The organism is Flavobacterium sp. MMS24-S5 (genome assembly GCF_050320125.1).
Classification (GTDB): domain Bacteria; phylum Bacteroidota; class Bacteroidia; order Flavobacteriales; family Flavobacteriaceae; genus Flavobacterium; species Flavobacterium tyrosinilyticum.
In genome coordinates, this window is sequence record NZ_CP190016.1 from 727,742 (window position 1) to 747,438 (window position 19,697).

The 19,697-nt window shown below is 34.3% G+C and carries 16 protein-coding genes, 1 tRNA gene and 2 pseudogenes; 6 read left to right on the forward strand and 13 right to left on the reverse strand.

The window, feature by feature from the left end; all coding sequences use genetic code 11:
• Positions 1-4: 4 nt before the first annotated feature.
• The 5 genes from ACPWTF_RS03125 to ACPWTF_RS03145 form a co-directional block, all read right to left on the reverse strand.
• Complete coding sequence (locus tag ACPWTF_RS03125; protein ID WP_427874355.1) at positions 5-1,123, reverse strand: vWA domain-containing protein; 1,119 nt, start codon at positions 1,121-1,123, stop codon at positions 5-7.
• Positions 1,124-1,229: 106 nt separating this feature from the next.
• Entirely contained in the window at positions 1,230-1,628 is a 399-nt protein-coding gene (locus tag ACPWTF_RS03130; RefSeq protein WP_427874356.1) for a YchJ family protein, read from the reverse strand.
• Positions 1,600-1,833, reverse strand: coding sequence for a hypothetical protein (locus ACPWTF_RS03135; RefSeq protein WP_427874357.1), 234 nt, complete (start codon positions 1,831-1,833; stop codon positions 1,600-1,602). Before ACPWTF_RS03135 ends, ACPWTF_RS03130 begins: the two co-directional genes overlap by 29 nt.
• 88 nt (positions 1,834-1,921) lie before the next feature.
• Complete coding sequence (locus ACPWTF_RS03140) at positions 1,922-2,068, reverse strand: hypothetical protein (protein WP_008467810.1); 147 nt, start codon at positions 2,066-2,068, stop codon at positions 1,922-1,924.
• On the reverse strand, positions 2,068-2,610 hold the full coding sequence (locus ACPWTF_RS03145; protein ID WP_427874358.1) for a hypothetical protein: 543 nt from the start codon (positions 2,608-2,610) through the stop codon (positions 2,068-2,070). The genes ACPWTF_RS03140 and ACPWTF_RS03145 overlap by 1 nt, the downstream gene beginning before the upstream one ends.
• An 87-nt stretch (positions 2,611-2,697) precedes the next feature.
• On the opposite strand from ACPWTF_RS03145, the gene ACPWTF_RS03150 reads away from it, so the two are divergent.
• The 6 genes and pseudogenes from ACPWTF_RS03150 (at position 2,698) to ACPWTF_RS03175 (ending at position 5,688) form a co-directional block, all read left to right on the forward strand.
• Positions 2,698-2,943: a hypothetical protein gene (locus ACPWTF_RS03150; RefSeq protein ID WP_095931666.1), complete on the forward strand. Its 246-nt coding sequence runs from the start codon at positions 2,698-2,700 to the stop codon at positions 2,941-2,943.
• A gap of 354 nt (positions 2,944-3,297) precedes the next feature.
• Positions 3,298-3,738 (forward strand): KTSC domain-containing protein, encoded by a 441-nt coding sequence (locus ACPWTF_RS03155; RefSeq protein WP_095931645.1) that lies wholly within the window; start codon positions 3,298-3,300, stop codon positions 3,736-3,738.
• 262 nt (positions 3,739-4,000) lie between these two features.
• On the forward strand, positions 4,001-4,294 hold the full coding sequence (locus tag ACPWTF_RS03160) for a DUF4369 domain-containing protein (RefSeq protein ID WP_427874359.1): 294 nt from the start codon (positions 4,001-4,003) through the stop codon (positions 4,292-4,294).
• Positions 4,248-4,763 (forward strand): hypothetical protein, encoded by a 516-nt coding sequence (locus ACPWTF_RS03165; RefSeq protein WP_427874360.1) that lies wholly within the window; start codon positions 4,248-4,250, stop codon positions 4,761-4,763. The genes ACPWTF_RS03160 and ACPWTF_RS03165 overlap by 47 nt, the downstream gene beginning before the upstream one ends.
• Positions 4,764-4,781: 18 nt before the next feature.
• Positions 4,782-5,168, forward strand: a pseudogene (locus ACPWTF_RS03170) (TlpA family protein disulfide reductase); the annotation flags it as partial.
• Between the two features lie 439 nt (positions 5,169-5,607).
• Positions 5,608-5,688, forward strand: a tRNA-Tyr gene (locus tag ACPWTF_RS03175).
• A 332-nt stretch (positions 5,689-6,020) separates the two neighbouring features.
• On the opposite strand, the gene ACPWTF_RS03180 is transcribed toward ACPWTF_RS03175, so the two are convergent.
• From ACPWTF_RS03180 to ACPWTF_RS03215, 8 genes and pseudogenes are all read right to left on the reverse strand, one after another.
• Positions 6,021-7,952: a family 43 glycosylhydrolase gene (locus ACPWTF_RS03180; protein ID WP_427874361.1), complete on the reverse strand. Its 1,932-nt coding sequence runs from the start codon at positions 7,950-7,952 to the stop codon at positions 6,021-6,023.
• Positions 7,953-9,323, reverse strand: a complete 1,371-nt coding sequence (locus tag ACPWTF_RS03185; RefSeq protein WP_427874362.1) for a glycoside hydrolase family 27 protein — start codon at positions 9,321-9,323, stop codon at positions 7,953-7,955.
• Between the two features lie 110 nt (positions 9,324-9,433).
• A complete protein-coding gene (locus ACPWTF_RS03190; protein ID WP_427874363.1) occupies positions 9,434-11,803 on the reverse strand; it encodes a sugar-binding domain-containing protein in 2,370 nt (789 codons plus the stop codon).
• Between the two features lie 85 nt (positions 11,804-11,888).
• Complete coding sequence (locus ACPWTF_RS03195) at positions 11,889-14,153, reverse strand: glycosyl hydrolase family 95 catalytic domain-containing protein (protein ID WP_427874364.1); 2,265 nt, start codon at positions 14,151-14,153, stop codon at positions 11,889-11,891.
• Entirely contained in the window at positions 14,123-14,356 is a 234-nt protein-coding gene (locus ACPWTF_RS03200; RefSeq protein WP_427874365.1) for a glycoside hydrolase N-terminal domain-containing protein, read from the reverse strand. Before ACPWTF_RS03200 ends, ACPWTF_RS03195 begins: the two co-directional genes overlap by 31 nt.
• A 28-nt stretch (positions 14,357-14,384) precedes the next feature.
• Positions 14,385-16,363: pseudogene (locus tag ACPWTF_RS03205) on the reverse strand (alpha-L-arabinofuranosidase C-terminal domain-containing protein).
• An 18-nt stretch (positions 16,364-16,381) separates the two neighbouring features.
• Complete coding sequence (locus ACPWTF_RS03210; protein WP_427874366.1) at positions 16,382-17,821, reverse strand: glycoside hydrolase family 28 protein; 1,440 nt, start codon at positions 17,819-17,821, stop codon at positions 16,382-16,384.
• A 214-nt stretch (positions 17,822-18,035) separates the two neighbouring features.
• A complete protein-coding gene (locus ACPWTF_RS03215) occupies positions 18,036-19,565 on the reverse strand; it encodes a glycoside hydrolase family 28 protein (RefSeq protein WP_427874367.1) in 1,530 nt (509 codons plus the stop codon).
• Between the last annotated feature and the right edge of the window lie 132 nt (positions 19,566-19,697).

Genomic DNA, 19,697 nt, shown 5'->3' on the forward strand with positions numbered 1-19,697 from the left:
CAACTTACTTAATCCTCTTCTTCCTATTCGCTTCATAATCCTCGAAAATCATCTCACCCAAACCTTTAATTCCGGTATAAAATGCTTTTCCTTGATTAGCTTCTGTAAACTGATTCACAAAGCGCTGTAAATACGGATCTCTGGCAATCATAAAAGTCGTAATTGGGATATGAAGTTTTCTTGCCTGTTGTGCCTGAGTGTAGCATTTATCGACAATGTATTCATCCAGACCATTACTATTCATATAATAAGAACCATCACGCTCACGAACGCAACTTGGTTTTCCGTCGGTAATCATGAAGATTTGTTTGTTGGTATTTCGTTTTCTACGCAAAATATCCATTGCCAATTGCAAACCAGCAACCGTATTCGTATGATAAGGGCCAACTTGCAAATACGGCAAATCTTTAATCGGAATTGTCCAGGCATCGTTTCCGAAAACCAAAATATCTAACGTATCTTTAGGGTATCTTGTTGTAATTAATTCTGCCAAAGCCATGGCTACTTTTTTTGCAGGAGTAATTCGGTCTTCCCCATATAAAATCATACTATGGCTAATATCAATCATCAGGACAGTACTCATCTGTGCTTTGTATTGAGCATCTTCTACGACCAAATCATTTTCAGTCAGCATAAAACTTTCGACACCGTTATTAACTTGAGCATTTCGAAGACTTTCGGTTAAAGAAATTCTTTCTAAACTGTCGCCAAAATTATATTCACGGAATTCTCCTGTGTGTTCATCGCCACTTCCAGCATATTTTGTTTTATGATTTCCGCTCCCAGATTTTTTCAGGTTTCCAAAAATCTGATCTAAAGCTTGCTGTCTTATTGCTCTTTCTGTTTTTGCAGTTATTCCGAAACCAGAACTTCCATCTCCTTTTACTTCATCTCGAATGTATCCTTTTTTCTTCAGGTCTTCGATAAAATCGTCAATAGTATAATTTTCGTCGGTAAGTTTGTATTCTTTGTCCAGTTCCCGAAGCCAGTTTATGGCTTCATCAAAATCGCCCGAAGTATGGGTGATTAACTCTTTAAAAATCGTAAAAAGTTTGTCAAACGGAGACTGAAAAGGAGCTTCGTAAGTCTTAAAATAAAAGCCTTTTTTAAATTCGTTTTTCATAAATCTAAAATTACATCTTTTTAGATTTATGAAAAACGAATCGTTTATTAATTTTTAGTTAAAATATTTAAACAAAAATCTCAACTAACAGTGTTAGATATAATAATTATTCAAACTTTCCGTCTAGATAATACCATGCACCATTTTCGAATTTAAAAGTCGAAAATTCGTAATGCGTTTGAGGTTTATTATCTGAATCTAAAAAGTAAGCTTTGAATTCAACTGTGTTTTCATAAGAACTCAAAATTTCCAATTTCTGCCATTTATTAGAAACGGCCCATCTTAAAATTTCAGATTTCGAATAATATTTTCTTTCTGAAATATAAGTTGTTTCCATAAGATAATCTGCATTGTGAGTTGCATAGGCCGAATATCTTGACCGCATTAAAGTTAATGCCGAAGGTGCTTTTTGATTGTCATTCAGATATAAACCGCAGCAATTTTCAAAAAGCAATCCTGTGTCACAGAAGCATTTTTTACTCTCCATCAACTGGTTCTTCTCCATTAATTTTAACGTGAAGCTGATTTAATAAAACTTGATAACGAGTTATTTCTCTTACTTCTTCATCTTCTTCCGCAAAATCAATCATTTCGTCTAATGTTTCGCTTACTTGCAATAATTTATTGTTTGCTTCTCTGTCGTTTTTCGCCGCAATCAAATCAATGATCTCTTGTACGTTTGCTTTTAATTCTTCGAATTTACTATTCATTGTTTTTTTTGTTTCAGGTTTCAGGTTTTAGGTTTCACGTTCACAACAATAACTTGGAACCTGAAACCTAAAACTTGAAACTATTTATCTACTCTTCGTTTTTACTTTCGTTGAATTTCTTAACGATTTCTTTTAATTTTTCTTTACGAGCAATTTCAGCTTGTTTGGCTTTTGCCTGAGCTTTATGCAATTTATCGTTATGTTTTTTGATGTTCTTTTCGTTATTACGGCCCATTACACTTCTCTTTTAATTTGTTCTAACGTTTTTTCAGTAAAAATCAATTCGTTGATGATTTGTTTTCGCAATTCATCAATATCGTCATAATCAAAATGTTTTGCCCAATTGGTCAGCTGCTGTAAGTTTCTAATCTGTTTTAATCTTTTTGCGGTTTCAAAACTTGTTCTTAAAACTGCTTTTCCGTCATACTCGGGATTATTTTTGTGCTCATAATTGGCAAGATTATTTTCGAAATCAGCTTTTATGTAATATAATTTTTCTTCGGCATTATCTGGATAAAACTCTTCCCATTTTGCAAAACCAATTTTAGTTTTCGATTCTGTTTCTGGGTTTCGAGCAATTAAACGCCACTTACTATTGGCCAATCTGCCCCAATGATTCGAAACACGGTACATTCCTTCTTCCGTATAATAATAGGCACTTCCCGCTTTGCTTTCAAATTGCTTTTTCAATCCTTGAATTGAATCTGGAAGTACTTCATTAAAAGCACAAAACGTATTTTTAAAAGAATTAGGATGTGGTTTAAAGTTCTTTTGCATTGTGCAAATATACTCAGATTACAGCGAACTCCCCAAACCAAACCTAAATTGCTTACCTTTGCTCCTTTAATTCAAAACAAAAAAATCATGTCTAAAGATTTAGAACAAAAAATGCCTCAAAAAGGAGTTTTTACAGGCATTATCGAAAAAGATGAAAATAATAATTATTTCTGTGGAGAATATCTTTTAGACTATAAAATGGTTCAAGCCAAATTTGAGGTTGGAGATTGGATTACTATAAAATCTGTTATTGAAAATCCAAGCGACATCAGCTACGATAAATATCCTAAAAAATCAAGAAACTTCGATAAAGCGAATCATAAGCCGGAATAGGTTTATTTTGTTTCAGGTTTCAGGTTTCAAGTTTTGTTGGAACGGTTAAGTTTTTACCGCAAAGACCGCGAAGGTTTACGCAAAGTTCGCAAAGTTTTATTTATACAAAGCTTTGCGAACTTTGGTTTTATATATAATCTTAAATCAATTTCTTTGCGTTCTTTGCGTAAACCTTTGCGCACTTTGCGGTTAAAAAAATCCTTTGCTACTAAATAAACTTACAGTTAACTTTTATCAATATTTTTTCGATCAAAACTGAAAAGTTAAAAAAAAGTGTACCTTTGCAAAAAATTTGTCGATTTGAACTAAAACAAAACGATTTCAAACTAATAGACAAGTAGTTACCTTTTATTTATGAAAAAAATAGTTGAATACCGCAAGTTACTAAACGTAGAAAAAACTGCAGAGTTAAAAGATTTAAAGACAATTTATCGTAATGCGATGAAAGAATCTCATCCTGATAAATTTGTGGGAAATGAAGCTGGTTTAAAAGAAGCTGAAGAAAAAAGTAAAACGATTATCGAAGCTTACCACTTTTTAGTAAGTATTCACCCTGATACAATCAAACTTAATTTACCTGAGTATACAGAAACAATTTCAACTTGTTCTATCACAGATTATAAATTTGTTGAAGGTCGTTTAATTATTGACTTTTCTAACGGAAGCGTTTACGAGTACATTAGCGTACCAAAAGCAACTTACGTGAAAATGGTAAATGCAGATTCTCCAGCAAGATTTGCAAAAAGACATATCTTAAACTCTTTTACTTGGAGAAAGAAAACAAATCAAGAATAGTTTTATACTACTATATTTTACAAAAAAGCACTCTATAAAAAGAGTGCTTTTTTTATGCCTTAAGTTCAAATATTTGCACACGGGTCGCTCAAATAACCATCTTATTAAGAGTATTTGATCAAATCGAGCCAATAAACACGCTGATTTAATGGGTTTTAAGCCAAAAAAAACTATAACAAAATTTTAGGTTGCAAAATTCTGTAAGTTTTATAATTTTAGATACTTTTGTTGCACAAATCAATTAACTAATTAATTTTTTATAATGAAAAAAATACTTTTTGTACTTACGGCTTCTGCAGCTATCATTTCTTGCAGCAAAGTTAAAGATGGAGAATACCTTATTACAGGTACTGCTACAGGGATTGAAAACGGAAAAACAATCATTTTACAAGGTGCAGATCCTGCTACAAGAATGCCTGTTTCTCTTGATACAGTAAAAGTTGAAAACGGAAAATTTGAAATAAAAGGAAAAGTTACTGAGCCAGCTTTCCACACATTAATATTACAAGGTGCTAACCGAACCTATCCCATTCATCCTAGAAACAGGAGAAATTAAAATTGCTATTGACAAAGATAGTATCCATAAATCTAAAGTTTCTGGAACTTACAACAATGATGAGTACGTAACTTTTATGGAAGACATGAACAAAACTCAAAAAAGTTTAATGGATTTCCAGAAAAAGAACAATACTAAAATGCAGCAAGCTCAACAAGCACAAGATACAGCAACTATCAATGGCTTGATGAAACAATACATGGAACTACAAAAAGAAGTTCAAGAAGGCAGCAAAAAGAAATATTTAGCTTACGCTGAAAATCACCCAAAATCTTTTATTACAGCTTTAATTATTCAAAGTTTATTGAATGATCCAACAGCTGACACTAAAAAATTAGAGAGCTTATACAGCACTTTGGATGAGTCTTTAAAAAATACTGCTCCAGGAAAAGAAATCAAAACTAGATTAGGTCAAGCAAAAATGCCATCTGTTGGTGCTACAGCTCCAGCGGTAGGCAGCGCTAAATGAAGAGCTGATTTTTCGGCTCCAAATCCAGAAGGAAAAGTAATATCGCTTAAAGAAAGTTTAGGTAAAGTAACTATCGTAGATTTCTGGGCTTCATGGTGTGAGCAATGCAGACAAGAAAATCCTTACGTTGTGGCTCTATACAAAGAACTTCATTCTAAAGGATTAAACATCGTTGGGGTATCTTTAGATAAAGACGCTGCAAAATGGAAAGAAGCTATTGCAAAAGATGGATTAACTTGGACTCAAGTTTCTAACTTAAAATTTTGGGAAGAGCCCATTGCAAAACAATATAATGTTGAAGCAATTCCTGCTACTTTTATTCTTGATGCATCAGGAAAAGTGGTAGCACAAGATTTAAGAGGCGCTGAATTAAAAGCAAAGATCTTAGAATTGTTAGCAAAATAATTCTATCTCTTATAAAAATAAAAAAATCTCCCTTGGTGGAGATTTTTTTATTGCTCTGTTAGAAATTTAAAAACGGACTTTTATTAAAAAGAATTAAAAAATTGAATATAAAAAAGAGTATTAAGCCGAACACAGAGCCATATTAAATAGATATTTCTCAGTCAATATTCTTTTAACTTGTCAATAAAAGCAATATCTCACGCCTTAATCAAAGATTAAATTCAAAGTAAAAACCAAATAATTACTATAAAAATAATCCTACTTTCTAAAATAATTAAAAAAAAATGCATTTTGAGAGTTTTTTATTTTATTCAATTCCAATGAATTAAAAAATAACTTTAAAATAACTTAAAATTAAGTCATTTTTTTGTTTGGAAATGTACAAAGAGTTCCTATCTTTGCCACCGCTAAGAACAACAAAGCGCAACAAGCTGAGATCGGGGAGATACTCAAGCGGCCAACGAGGGCAGACTGTAAATCTGCTGTGTGAACTTCGCAGGTTCGAATCCTGCTCTCCCCACAAAAAGGGTAAAAGAAGCCAAAACGAAAGTTTTTCAATCTTTTCGAAAACCCGCAAAGAACGTGGTAAAGCCTGCAAATCGTAAGATTCGCAGGCTTTTTTTATTTATGCTGCTTTTCAAATTTTTTAAAACCGCCCAAAATCTCTGTGGCAGAATCTGATAACATTATTTTCTAAACTTGAATCTTACCGTTTTTTTGAATTTATAGTTATAAAAATAAAACTCTTCTAATGCTATTAGCAAAAAAGGAGTTTTATTTAAAATCAATTGTTCTCTATTTAAGAAAGTAAGCTTAGAAGAAAAAACGGCTCGCTAAAAGAATTTAATCAACTTATTTCAAAGTTACACCTTCAAAAGTAGGTTTAGTTTCTAAAATGTAGCCATTAGCATCAAACTCTAGTTTATCAATACAGACCTCTCGATGAAAGCCGACTGCGCGTCCCATTTTAATGCCTGATGGATACGAAAATCTATGATACACAATATACCATTCGTCTTTTCCTGGAATCTGCAAAACCGAATTATGGCCCGTAGCATAAATCCCCTGCTCCGGAATTCCCTGAATGACAATGTTATTTTGTGGAATTTCAAGAGAGCCTAGTGGGGAATCTGAAATTCCATATCTTACTTTATAATTGGGGCTTCTCGTATCGTCTTCACTCCAAAAGAAATAATATTTCCCTTTTCTGTAAATTACATAAGTACCTTCACGAAAAGTTTTGTCTGCCGCAATTATTTTAGTGCTTCCTTCTTTTAGCGAAACCATATCCAGATTTAATTCCGCAACGGCCATGTACATATTTCCCCAATACAAATAATTTTTTCCTGTTTTAGGATCTGTAAAAACATCAGGATCAATTTCCTGACCATCCCTTATACCTTCTGGTCTAGTGGCTACAAGTGCTTTTCCGCTGTCTTTAAATGGCCCTGTTGGATGATCAGAAACGGCAACACCAATTTTCTGTGCAGCCGTGAAATAATAGAAGTATTTGTATCTTCCATTGATCTTTTTCTCCACAATACAAGGCGCCCAAGCATTTCTGTCTCCCCAAGGAACATCTTTTTTAAGATCTAAAATAACGCCTTCCTCTTTCCAATCGACTAAATTATCAGAAGAAAATGTTTTAAAATAATAACCTGACCAATCGTTAAATCCATCCGTTGTTGGGTAGATATAATATCTTTTTGTTTTGTTCGAATATAGAATTTCAGGATCGGCATAATAACCTTCCAAAACTGGATTATTGTTTATTTTTGAAAGTTGCCCTGGCATTCCCCATTTTGCAGTAATTCGTTTCAATTCAGAACGCGTTATGGGCAAAATAGTTCCGTGACGCGGTTTAAAGTCCATTGAAATATCATTATCTATAACCGTGAAATTTTCTAAATCTTTTGTTTTTGTAAATTGATATTTTCCTTTTGAATAAACATCATAAATTAAAATATACTCATCTGAATTATTGACTTTAAATATACTCGAACCTTCAACTTTTTCCTTGGTTTGCTGCAAATAATTATCATTTTCTTTCCAATTTCCAGAAGTTAAATCGGTTGTGGTAGCTGCCTTTATTCCGGCAGTTCCAGATTCTGTTTTATAAAAAAGATGATAAACGCCATCTTTCTTAATAATGTCTCCATCAATACAAGCCCCTTTGGATTTTGGAACAAATAATAATTTTGGAGTACCTTCTAAAGCGGTAAAATCTTCATTCGCATAAGCGTAATAAATTTTATCAGGATCTGTGCCATGCTGCATGCTAAAGTAAATCATGTATTTGCCAGCTTTGTCATCATAAATAGTCTGTGGTGCCCAAACTCTTTTTAAGTTTTCATTTCCAGAAAAAGCTTTTTGAATATTAGCCACACTGCTTTTCCAGTTTACCAAATCGGTGCTTTTTAGCAAAATCATTGCACGATTGCTGTCCCAGCCTTTTGACGAAGTCATATCAGTCAAAACCATATAAAATGTTTTTCCGTCTTCACCACGTAAAATATGGGGATCGCGAACGCCGCCAGTTGAACTGATTGTTTTACTATCTAAAATTGGTTTATTATTATTCAGAGCATAATAATGATATCCATCTGTGCTTACAGCATAATTTACAGCTTCTTCTTCGACTTTATTTCCAATGAAATAAACGAAGAGATAAGCCGTCAAATCTTTCTCTGCAATAATTGGCGGACTACCTTTTAGATTATTCTGCGCTTGAGAAAAATTAAAAACAGTAAAAAATGACAATAGACTAAAGAATATCCTTTTCATTTATTTTTTGCTTTTTAATTGATACAAAACAGAACTATGCGGTTTTAAATCAGTTCCAATTTCTTTTGAAGTTATTTTTGATTTTTCTCCTGTCCACATATTTAAAACCTCAACTGAACCTGAAATTCCTAAATCCGAAAGAGCAACGACAACTTTTTTTGAAGCATTATCTGAAATATTGAACAAAGCCAAATAAATACTTCCATCTTCAGCATTTTTTGAAGTCACAGCAATTTTTCCATCTTTCTGGAAAAGCTGTTTTACGTCTGTACTTTCGTTATGCATTTTCACTACATTTTTATTTGTTAATAAAGACAACGTGAAAGCATCATTACTTGGCAAGTCTCCACCGAAAAACAATGGAGATTTGAAGATATTGAAAAATGTAATCAAAGTATATTGTTCGTCTTTGGTTAAACGTGTCATTCTATCATTTCCTCTTTCTCCTCTTATCGAAATACGTCCTAGCGGAATCATATCACAGTCTGGCCATGTTCCTGGCGCGATATACGGATACCATTTTTGCGCTACGTCCATTAAATGCGTAATGTGCGGCCATGTATCCCAAACATCATCCACCATACGCCACATATTGGCATGAGTGCTTACATGAGCAGCGGCTGAAATTGGCGTTTCTCCTGGCGATGTGCTTAATACAATTTTACGACCGCATTTGTCAATTGCATTTCTAATTAAGTTGATTTCAGCTTCATGATACGGTCTTGACAAATCGTCAATTTTAATAAAATCTACTCCCCATTGCGCATATAATTCGAAAATAGAATTATAATATTCCTGTGCTCCTGGTTTGTCTGCCAAAATAGTGTAATTGTCTCTCAGCCATTCGCATTGTAAAGCGGTGGTATAAACCTGGTCTGCTGTAATTCCGTTTGCTCCTTTTATGGGCAGTTTATCTTCAACAGCTTTTTTAGGAATACCACGCATAATATGGATTCCGAATTTTAATCCTTTTTTATGAATATAATCTGCTAAAGGCTTGAAACCTTGGCCGTCTTTTGCTGAAGGAAATCGGTTAACAGCCGGCAAATATCTTCCGTATTGATCGATTACGTAACGCGGATCGGTCTGGTTATAACCTCCTGCTTTGTCGTTTTCTACAAACCAACGAATGTCAACTACGATATATTCCCAGCCAAATTTCTTTAGTTCTTTTGCCATATAATCGGCGTTGGCTTTTACTTCGTGTTCTTCAACTGTTCGTCCGTAACAATCCCAGCTATTCCAACCCATTGGAGGAGTTTGAGCCCATTGTTTGAATTCTTCTTTTTGGAATGTTTTATTTTGAGCGCTAGTAGTGACTGATAGAAAAAAAGCTCCTACCATCATTGTAAGTAAGTTTGTAATTTTCATTGCGTTTGTTTATGTGTGGTTTTTACACTTTAAATATAATGAAATTTTATTTTTATATAGAAATTAGACCTTATAGGTTCTAAAAGCAAGAAGAGCCTTTGTTTATTTGGCTATTTCACATTAATAGTAACCTCTACAGGTTTTAACCACTGACTTGTAAATTTTACTTTTATTGGAGCTATCGAATCTCCATTTGCCTGAATGTACGCAACAATATGTCCGTGAAAAACTCTTTGTACATTATCAGTATAATCAGTCATGTCGCTGTTATTTCCCGCTTCCAATCCTAATAAAGTTCCTCCGCCGGTAATAGTACAAGTCACTTCGTTATCTGAAAGCATAACTGGAAGTCCGTTTTGGTCTTTTACCTGAACCATAATTTTTGCAACCCCTTTGTCTTTGCTGATGATACTATTTTTATCTGCAATCGTTAATTCAAAAGGCTGTTGTGTAGAATTAATTGTGTAACGACTTACTTCTTTATCATTTTTATTCAATCCAACTGCTTCTAATTTTCCAGATGCAAACGGAATATCCCAATAGATAATGCCGGTTTTTTCATCGTATAATTTCGTTTCGCCAACTACTTTACCATTCAATTCTAAACGTGCTTTTGAGGCATTGGTATAACAAACCACTCGTATTTTTTGTCCTTCTTCGTAATTCCAGATTGCCCAGGCATCTTTGGAAATATCTTTTTCATTTGTTAATGGATACGTTCCTAAATAAGCCATTGGTTTATCTGACCAAAGCGACTGGCGAAAATATCCTCTAGGCTTGATAACACCAGCAAAATCAACTAAACCGGAATAGAATCCTCTTGAAGGCCATCTTCCCGATTCTCCTAAGTAATCAATTCCTGTCCAAAGGAACTGACCAAAAATATGTTTGTTGTTTTTTACTGCAAGCCAAGGTTGCATATCATGCGTATTTTCACTTCCGTAAATTACCCTTTTAGGATATTTTTCGTGATCTGAACCATATTTGCTTTCCGTATAATTGTAGCCTGTAATATCTAAAGCGCCCGGATATTCGGTTTCGTTTGACATTGCAACTCCCGCTAAACCAGCTGTTGTCGGGCGTGACTTGTCATATTTTTTAACAGCCGCAACCAGACGTTTTGCGATTGCTCCAAGACGCATTGCATCTGGAGCATCTTTTTTATATCCTCCGTAAGCCGCTTGTCCAAATCCGTTTTTTCCTTGATCTAAAACGGGATGCGAATAAGGATCGTTTGGATAATCTACTTCGTTGCCAATACTCCAAGCAAAAACAGAAAGATGGTTTCGGTCACGGCGTACAAAATCTTCCAAGTCTTTTTCTGCCCAGTCAGCAAAAATGTCAAATGAACCTTCAAATCCTGGAGTTCCGTAATTCCAGCCTTCAAGCCATTTACGTTTTGGAAATTCCCATTCATCGTAAGCTTCGTTCAAAACCAATAAACCTAATTCATCGCAAAGCTCATAAAATTCAGGCGCTTGCGGATTATGGCTTGTACGAATGGCATTTACTCCAATCTCCTTCAATGTTTCTAATCTAGTTTTCCAAACTTCTTTAGGGACTGCAGAACCCAAAACTCCAGCATCATGATGCAGACAAACACCTTTCATTTTCATCCACTTCCCGTTAAGGGCAAAACCATTATTTGGATCAAAAGTAAAAGTTCTAAAACCTGTTTGAGTAACTGTTTTGTCTATTTCTTTTCCATTTTGAAAAACCGTCGTTCTCAGCTCATACAAATTTGGATTATCCAAATCCCATAACTGCGGATTCTTAACGCTTATCTTTGTTGAAATTTTTCCATTTGCATTTAAGGCAACATCCAATTTAGAAGAAGATTTACCAACTAATTTTCCGCCTTTTGAGAAAAGTTCATTTACAACTGTAAGGTTTGCTTTTCCTTTTGATTTGTTTTCAACATCAACCTCGACATTCAAAATCCCGTTTCCATTTGTAACTTGTGGATAAGCGTAAACGCCCCATTGCGCTATATGAACTGGATTTGCATAAACCAACCAAACATTTCTGTAGATTCCTGACCCGCTGTACCATCTTGAATCAGCACTCTGGCTATGGTCTACTCGAACTGAAATTATATTTTCACCTCCAAATTTTATAAATTCAGTAGCATCATAAGCAAAAGAAATATAGCCGTTAGACCGTTTCCCTAATGAATGTCCATTGATGAAAACTTCACTTCTATTGTAAACTCCTTCAAAATATAAATAGACTTTTTCTCCTGATTTCGTTTGCGGAACAGCAATCGATTTTCTGTACCATGCAATTCCGCCAGGCAGAAATCCAGTACAGCTTGCTAAAGTTGGACTTAGCTGTCCTTTGACACTCCAATCATGCGGTACATTTACCTGCTTCCACTTGCTATCATCGAAAGAAATATTTTTGGCATCAGCAATATCTTGAAGATTAAACTTCCAATTGTCATTGATTTTATTTGAATCTCCAAACGAAATTTGGCTCATAACAGAGAAACACGAGAAGAGAAGTGCGGGTAATATAATCTTATTTGTAAACACAATATTTTCGTTTTATTTGTTTTATAAATTTCTATTTCAAAGGCTTTACGTTGTAAGCCGTTCCTTTTTTAGCATCAAAAGTTGCAGTGTAACCAATAGACGATATCTCGCTTTTTACATTCAGTTTTTCAACAATAAAAGGCTCTGCCGATCTTATTGTACAAGTCCCTCCCTTGTTAGCCAAAATTTTAGCTTGACTCATTTTACCATTATTCCATTTTATATCTACGCTAAAATTGCCTTTTGCTTTAATGCCTTTGATTTCTCCGTCTGTCCAAGCGTCTGGTAAAGCTGGAAGCAAATGAATTTCTTTGTTCTGACTTTGCAATAGCATTTCTATAACTCCTGCTGTTCCAGCAAAATTTCCATCAATCTGAAAAGGTGGATGTGCATCAAACAAATTCGGGTAACATCCTCCTTGACGTTTGTATTTTGGATCGTTATCTTTTGTTAACCTTAATTGATTTTTAAATAATTTGTATGCATGACTTCCATCTAAAAGTCTTGCCCACATATTTACTTTCCAAGCCAAACTCCAGCCAGTTCCGTCATCACCACGCAATTCTAATGTTTTCTTTGCAGCATCCGCTAGTTCGGGAGTCTTCAATGGCGAAATTAAATTGGCAGGATGTAAAGCATAAAGATGTGAAGTATGTCTATGATGCGGATCTTCGTCCTCAAAATCTTTGTACCATTCTTGCAATTGTCCTTTGCTTCCAATTTTAAAGGGCAATAATTGTCTTTCTGCTTCACTTACAACTTGTCTAAAATCAGCGTCGCTATTTAGAATTTTAGAAGCTTCTATGGTATTTTCGAATAAATCTTTTATAATGCCAATATCCATTGTAGAAGCCGTTGTTACAATTCCCTCTTTTTTTCCATCATATAAATATTTATTTTCTGGCGAAGTCGAAGGCATGGTTACCAAATAACCGTTTTTATCTTTTTGAAGCCAGTCTAAACTAAATTCGACCGCACCTTTCATGATCGGATATACTTTCTTTAAATATGCTATATCTCCAGTATATTCATAATGTTCCCATAAATGTCTGCTTAACCAATTGGCACCCATATACCAATTTGCCCACATCGGATCTCCTTTTCCAAAATCTCCAACCGGATTTGTTGTAGCCCAGATATCTGAATTGTGATGCAGAACCCAACCATTAGCGTGGTAATAACTTTTGGCTGTTTCTGTTCCTGTCACTGCAACATTTTGGATGAATTCATCTAGCGGAAAAAACAATTCAGACAAATTTCCAGATTCTACTGGCCAATAATTCATCTGCAAATTGATGTTTGTGGTGTAGTTGCTACTCCAAGGCGCGCGAAGTTTATTGTTCCAAATTCCTTGCAAGTTCGCTGGTGCATTATGTGTACGTGAAGAAGAAATCAATAAATATCGCCCAAACTGAAAAAACAAAGCCTCTAGTCCAGCATCTTTTTCTCCTTTTGCATATTGTTCTAATCTTACATCTGTTGGCAAATTAGATTTACTGGTTTCATTTTCATTTAATTGCAATGAAACTCTATTGAATAATTTTTGAAAATCAGTAATATGCTCTTTTATTAAATTATTATACTTTTTGACACTAGCTTTTTTAATTGGATTTTCTGCTAATTGATGCTCGTCTTTTCCTTGACTATTTGGACATTTATCAAATCCGTTGAAACTGGTCGCAGCCGAAACAAAAAGCAAGATTTCAGAAGCGTTTTTTATAACCAAATTATTTCCTTCAGAAGTTATTTCTCCATCTTTTACAATTGGTTTAATAATCAATTCAAAACGCATTCCTCTGCATCCTGTTGGGTCTTCATAAATAATGGGTTCTTTATTGTAATCAATATAATTTGGATCTGCATGTGAAGGCGCTTTTCCTTTTAAAACCAAAGACTTATCGTTTATTGATTTTTCGCTTCGCAAAAGACTCGCTACATCAATTGTTATTGAAAGCTTTTTTACTTGATCTGCCGAAAGTTTAATTACAACGCATTGTGCAGGTGCTGAAGCCAAGATTTCTCTTTTGTAATTTACGCCATCAACATTAAAATTAGTTACGGCTAATCCCGTTTGTAAATCAAGACTTCTGTTATAAGAATCTGGTTTCTTTCCTCCAAAATCTTGTTTTAAAATCAAATCACCCAAAGGCATAAAACTTTCACTATATGCTCCCTGCATATTCTTGGTAAGCTTGTAGGCTTTTTCAAAATCTTCTTTCGTAAGCGCTTCTCTGATTAAAGCAAGATTTTTAAATGCGTCCGGATTTACATTTTTCTGGACATGCCGCCACTCCATAAAGTAGCTTCATTTAACTGAATTAACTCAGAATCTACTCTTCCAAAAACCATTGCACCCAATGTACCATTTCCAATTGGAAGCGCTTCTGTCCATTCTACGGCTGGCTGGTTGTATTGCAGTTTTAAATCCTGCGCATAATTAGAAATCCCAGTAATTATGGAAAGAAATACAAAAGTCTTTTTTAAAAAATAATGAAACATGCTATTTAAATTAATAATTCACAATTAACTAGTTCATTTTCAGCTTTAAAACCGTTACCGAATAAGCAGGAAGATTCAAATCTTGTTTCCCTTTTGTAATTTTATATTCGCTTTGTTTTGGAGTGATTTTCTTCGGATTAGCAAAAGTATTTTCGTCTTGTGTACTTTCGCTTGCCAGTCTTACAATTGTACCTTTTGATCCTAATTTCACTCCTTTCAAATCCAGACTAACTTCTTGGCTTGAAACTGCCGTATTAACCAATTTCACAATAATCTCCTTACTGTTCACATCTTTTACAGCCGATGCATACAAATCATTCTGACCGATTAAAGCTTTACCATCTTTTGTAATGCTTAAAAGATCTGTTCCCTTGTTTGTCGAAAATAATTGTTGCACATAATAATTGGCTGAACCATAAGATTCTAAATTATTAAACCAAATCATATCTGGTGTCCATTGCCAAGCATCTTCATGAGCCATTAAAGGAGCATAAGACGATAACTGAACTACTTCTGAGTTTCTTTCTAATCCTGTCATAAAAGCAGCCTCAGAAAATGCACATTCCCAATTGTTTCTATTATTCGGATTTGCTCCTGAAACACTTTGCGCCGCATATTCTCCTGCAAATATTTTTGGCCTTTTCGATCATAATTATCGTAACGACCGGCATTTTCTCTAAACCATTTCGGACTTTCGTAATAATGTTCGTCAACCAATTCTGCATTCAGCTTTTTAAGTTCTGCCATCGCATAATCAAAATGCTCCCCTTTTGGCGAAGGCCCGCTCCCAGAAACTATGATAATATTGGGATATTTTGCTTTTATTGCTTTTTCAAAAACTTTGTAACGATCGATGTAATCTGGTCCCCATTGCTCATTTCCAACTCCAATATATTTTAAATTAAATGGTTTTGGATGTCCCATATTCGAACGGATTTTTCCCCAAGTTGTCGTAACAGCGCCATTGGCAAATTCAATCAAATCTAAAGCATCTTGAATGTATGGATCCAGTTCATCCATTGGAGCTAATTCTCCTGTATTGTATTGACAAGCCATTCCACAGCTTAAAATTGGTAAAGGTTCTGCACCAATATCTTCTGAAAGCTGAAAATATTCGTAAAATCCTAATCCGAAACTTTGGAAATAATCAGGTGTTTGTTTGTGATTGAATTCTACATTCCAACGGTTCATCATGGTTTTTCTCTCCTCAACATTTCCAACCGATTTTTTCCATTGATAACGATCAGAAAGTGTTCTCCCTTCAACAATACAGCCTCCTGGAAAACGTAAAAATCCAGGTTTTACATCATATAAAAGCTGAACAAGATCTTTTCTAAGTCCATTTTTTCTGCCTTTCCATGTATCTTCAGGAAACAGCGAAATCATATCCAAATCAATCGTTCCTGTTCCTTCAAAAGTTAATTTTAATTTTGCCTTTGCTTCTGTTTGAGTACCAATAATCTGCGCGGTATAATTTGTCCATTTTTCCGATTTTGGAACAATGCTCGTTTCTCCAATTACCTTTTGATCTTTATCTATTAATTGAACAATAATTTTTTTTATTGCTCCATTTGGATTCGCAGCTTTCAAAGAAAGATTGTATTTGGCATCTTTCTTCACTCCCATTCCTCTAAACCCTTCATTTATTAAAGCATAACCTTTGTCATTGTTAATTTCTACTCGACAGAAATTGGTATTATTGGCCGCTAAATTAATTGGCACAGCACTACCCGAGTCTTTGTTCATAGAAGACCTTTTGGTATTTGGCTGTTCCCACCCCATGAGAGGTTTATCAAATTCAAAAGATCTGTTTTTAATCATTTCGGCGTATAATCCTCCATCTGCAGCAAAATTGATGTCTTCGAAAAATAAACCGAACATCGTTGACTGAATTTTAGTAATCGTTTTTGAAGCATCAACTTCTAAGGTCGTTTTCTGAGCATTCATATAAAAACTGCTCAACATCAGACTGCAAATGGTAAATTTCTTAAGGGTGGTATTTTTCATAGCTTTGGAATGAACTAGTTATTTCTTTACTGCCTCTAATTTAGCAGGAAAAGCCGATTCTCCATCTAAATTAATCACTTTTAAAACATCAACATTCTTGCTTTCGACAGCATGTTTAAAATAATCTGGTCTGTTTTTTCCCCATTGAACAGTGCAATTTTGAACTTTAATGCTTTCTGCCGAATCAAAATAAAATCCAGAAGTACTTCCTTTTACAAAACCTTCAACATTTGCTGGGCGTCTGTCATATAATCCGCCAGGAAAAGAAGTTGTTTTATCTATAAAAACGCTCACATTATCAAAAACAATATTCTTGATTTTATCTTTAGATTCGCCGCTTACAAACACACCGTTTTCTCCTGTGCATTGAATATTAGAAAAATAGATGTTTCTAATTTCTCCCACTTTTCCTTCTGTTGCTCCTTTTGGAAAACGCCAATTCGCATCTTTATGATTCCCTTTTGCTCTGCTGAAAGCTGTAACATAAATTGGTTCTGCTTTTCCCCACCAAGTATCTGTGTTTAATTTACTTTCTATAATGATATTAGAAAAAATAACATCGCTTACCGTTCCTTCATCTCTGTTCTGAATTCCTAAAGCGCGATTGCTGTTTTTAATAATACAATTATTGAAAACAACTTGTCTAATCGCATCCATATTTTCTGAACCAATTTTAATTGCACAGCTACTGCTTGTCATGGTGCAATTGGTAACCGTAATATTTTCGCAGGCGCCAAATTCTTCAAATTCTCTTCTGTTTTTCAAACAAATACAATCATCGCCACTTTCAATATAACAATCGCTAATTCTAACATTTTTAGAATGATCCAAATCGATTCCGTCACTGTTACGCACTTTTAAACTGTTCAATAAAGTAATTCCGCTAATTACAACATCATTACAGCCAATTAGATGAACGGTCCAATAAGCCGAATTTCCAATATGCACATCTTTGATTCGGATATTTTTTCCTCCAATAATACTCAAAACATGAGGTCTTGGATCTAATACATTAAATGGTTTCAAAACATAAGCATCATCTTCTTCTGCTCCCATAAAAGAAATTCCGTTTCCGTCTATTTTTCCGCTTCCGCTAATGGTAAAATCTTCTATATTTTCTCCTCCAATCCAAATCGTTCCTTCTCCCGGATTGGTTCTGAAGGCGCTTTTTGTATACAATTTTTCATCTGGACTTGCCAATAATTTAGCTCCAGCTTCAATATGTAAATCTACTTTTGATTTTACATCAATTGGTCCTGATAGAAAAGTAAATGGCGCTGGAATTAAAACTCTTCCACCTGTTTTGCTGCATTCATCAATTGCTTTCTGAATTGCGACTGCATCATTTGTTTTTCCGTCTCCTTTCGCTCCATATTTCTTAACGTCGTAGATTTTCTGTGCCGAAACAGTTAAGGAAATACAGAAAATAAGTATCGCTATTATAGATTTCTTTTTCATGTTTTTTATTTTTTTAATGCCACAAAGACTCAAAGGCACAAAGTTTTTTTCTTTAAGTTTTTTTTCACGCAGATCTTGCAGATTTGGGCAGATTTTATTTGATTTCTTTAAAAAAATCTGCTGAATCTGCTTAAATCTTTTTAAATCTGCGTGAAACAAATTTTACAATTATTGGCAAAAAAACTTCTAGTCTTTGTGCCTTTGTGGCCAACTACTAGTGTGCTGGCAATTCAAATTTATTTTGCTCTGGTTCTATTTTTCTTTTTAAGAATTCGCTGTCCAAATTACTTGATGAAACATCTTTAAAAATAATCTGATTGATTTTATCCGAAGGAATATCAATAGCATTCATAGTCAGATTTTTTACATCATCAAAAACAAATGCGGGACGGAAATCTTCTTTGTCTAAAACCAATTTTATGTTCTTCATTTCTATTCCGTTTACGTGACGAACGTAAAATCCCCAAGAAGGCAATTCGCCAAACATGGTAAATTCAGGATAACCTTTTATGTTTTCATTTACGTCTTTTAATCTGCTTAGTGGATGATAGGCCATTCCTTTAGAAGCCCTTCCCGGATACACGATTTCAATATTTTCTAAGGTCACATTTTCAATCAAATGGCCCGGAATTCCAGCAATTGAAGAGGGAAACGGATTATGGAAATAATCTACTTCTGGTCCGCGCATATCGTAATCAATATCTGGTCGACCAAACGGAATTTGTGCTTTTACATTTTTAACCGATACATTTTTGATATAACCCACTTTATCTCCGTTTCTATGCCCTAAACGAATTAAAATTGCATTTCCTGTATTTACAGCCGTAATATCTGAAACTTTAATATTTTCTATTTCTGCTCCATCCACAGATTCAATTGCAATTGCCGATCTGAAAGTGTCAAAAACCTTAATATTTTCGATTGTCACATTTTTGAAACTTCCGTAAGAACCTGTGCCAAATTTCACTGCATTGGCGCTCGATCTAATAGTGCAATTTCCGATATAAATAGTATTATTGTGTAATCCCGGTTCTTCCGATTTTAAACAAATTCCATCATCTGCAGCATTTACATTACAATTGGTTATTCTAACATTTTCACAACCGTCAACATCAATTCCGTCATTGTTCCAGTATGCTCTGCTTTCCACTTTCATAAAATCAATAACAATATTTTTGCATTCTATAAAGCATTGTGTCCAGCCTGGACTATTTTTTAAGGTAATATGCTTCATGGTAATCGAATCGCATTTTACAAACGAAATCAGTTTTCCTCTTCCATCTTCTGGACGCATTCTTCTATAATTGTATTTTGGATCAATTCGAACTCCTGTATGATGCAGACTGTCAATTGCCAAAGCCAATTCCCTTCCTTGCCCGTTTATAATTCCTTTTCCATTTACCGCAATATTTTTGGATTCGTAAGCTAAAATCAAAGCTCTAATTCCTTTAAATTTAGGATAATCATCTGGATTAGTGCTTCCTAACAAAACGGCTCCGTCTTCAAAAAACAATTCAACATTATTCTTCAAAACAATACTTCCAGAAAGAAAAGTTCCTTTAGAAAAAACAACTCTTCCTCCTTTACTTTTATTTGCGGCATCAATTGCTTTCTGAATGGCTTTTGTATTTAATATTTTACCATCTCCAACTGCACCGTATTTTTTAATATCAAAAATCTTTTGCGCCGAAACGGTTAATGAAATACAGAAAATAAACAGTGTAATTATAATTTTGTTTTTCATGTTTTTTATTTTTTCATGCCACAAAGGCACAAAGACACTAAGTTTTTTATTTATTCTTTCAATATTGCAGAGACACAAAGTTTTTTTTAAGTCTTTTTCGTTCAATAAACTTTGCGACTTCGCGCCTTTGTG

What these genes read in the sequence shown, in the direction of transcription:
- ACPWTF_RS03125 (WP_427874355.1), bottom strand. Translation starts at nt 1,123, where the DNA reads ATGAAAAACGAATTTAAAAAAGGCTTTTATTTTAAGACTTACGAAGCT.
- ACPWTF_RS03130 (WP_427874356.1), bottom strand. Translation starts at nt 1,628, where the DNA reads ATGGAGAAGAACCAGTTGATGGAGAGTAAAAAATGCTTCTGTGACACA.
- ACPWTF_RS03135 (WP_427874357.1), bottom strand. Translation starts at nt 1,833, where the DNA reads ATGAATAGTAAATTCGAAGAATTAAAAGCAAACGTACAAGAGATCATT.
- ACPWTF_RS03140 (WP_008467810.1), bottom strand. Translation starts at nt 2,068, where the DNA reads ATGGGCCGTAATAACGAAAAGAACATCAAAAAACATAACGATAAATTG.
- ACPWTF_RS03145 (WP_427874358.1), bottom strand. Translation starts at nt 2,610, where the DNA reads ATGCAAAAGAACTTTAAACCACATCCTAATTCTTTTAAAAATACGTTT.
- ACPWTF_RS03150 (WP_095931666.1), top strand. Translation starts at nt 2,698, where the DNA reads ATGTCTAAAGATTTAGAACAAAAAATGCCTCAAAAAGGAGTTTTTACA.
- ACPWTF_RS03155 (WP_095931645.1), top strand. Translation starts at nt 3,298, where the DNA reads ATGAAAAAAATAGTTGAATACCGCAAGTTACTAAACGTAGAAAAAACT.
- ACPWTF_RS03160 (WP_427874359.1), top strand. Translation starts at nt 4,001, where the DNA reads ATGAAAAAAATACTTTTTGTACTTACGGCTTCTGCAGCTATCATTTCT.
- ACPWTF_RS03180 (WP_427874361.1), bottom strand. Translation starts at nt 7,952, where the DNA reads ATGAAAAGGATATTCTTTAGTCTATTGTCATTTTTTACTGTTTTTAAT.
- ACPWTF_RS03185 (WP_427874362.1), bottom strand. Translation starts at nt 9,323, where the DNA reads ATGAAAATTACAAACTTACTTACAATGATGGTAGGAGCTTTTTTTCTA.
- ACPWTF_RS03190 (WP_427874363.1), bottom strand. Translation starts at nt 11,803, where the DNA reads ATGAGCCAAATTTCGTTTGGAGATTCAAATAAAATCAATGACAATTGG.
- ACPWTF_RS03195 (WP_427874364.1), bottom strand. Translation starts at nt 14,153, where the DNA reads ATGGAGTGGCGGCATGTCCAGAAAAATGTAAATCCGGACGCATTTAAA.
- ACPWTF_RS03200 (WP_427874365.1), bottom strand. Translation starts at nt 14,356, where the DNA reads ATGTTTCATTATTTTTTAAAAAAGACTTTTGTATTTCTTTCCATAATT.
- ACPWTF_RS03210 (WP_427874366.1), bottom strand. Translation starts at nt 17,821, where the DNA reads ATGAAAAAGAAATCTATAATAGCGATACTTATTTTCTGTATTTCCTTA.
- ACPWTF_RS03215 (WP_427874367.1), bottom strand. Translation starts at nt 19,565, where the DNA reads ATGAAAAACAAAATTATAATTACACTGTTTATTTTCTGTATTTCATTA.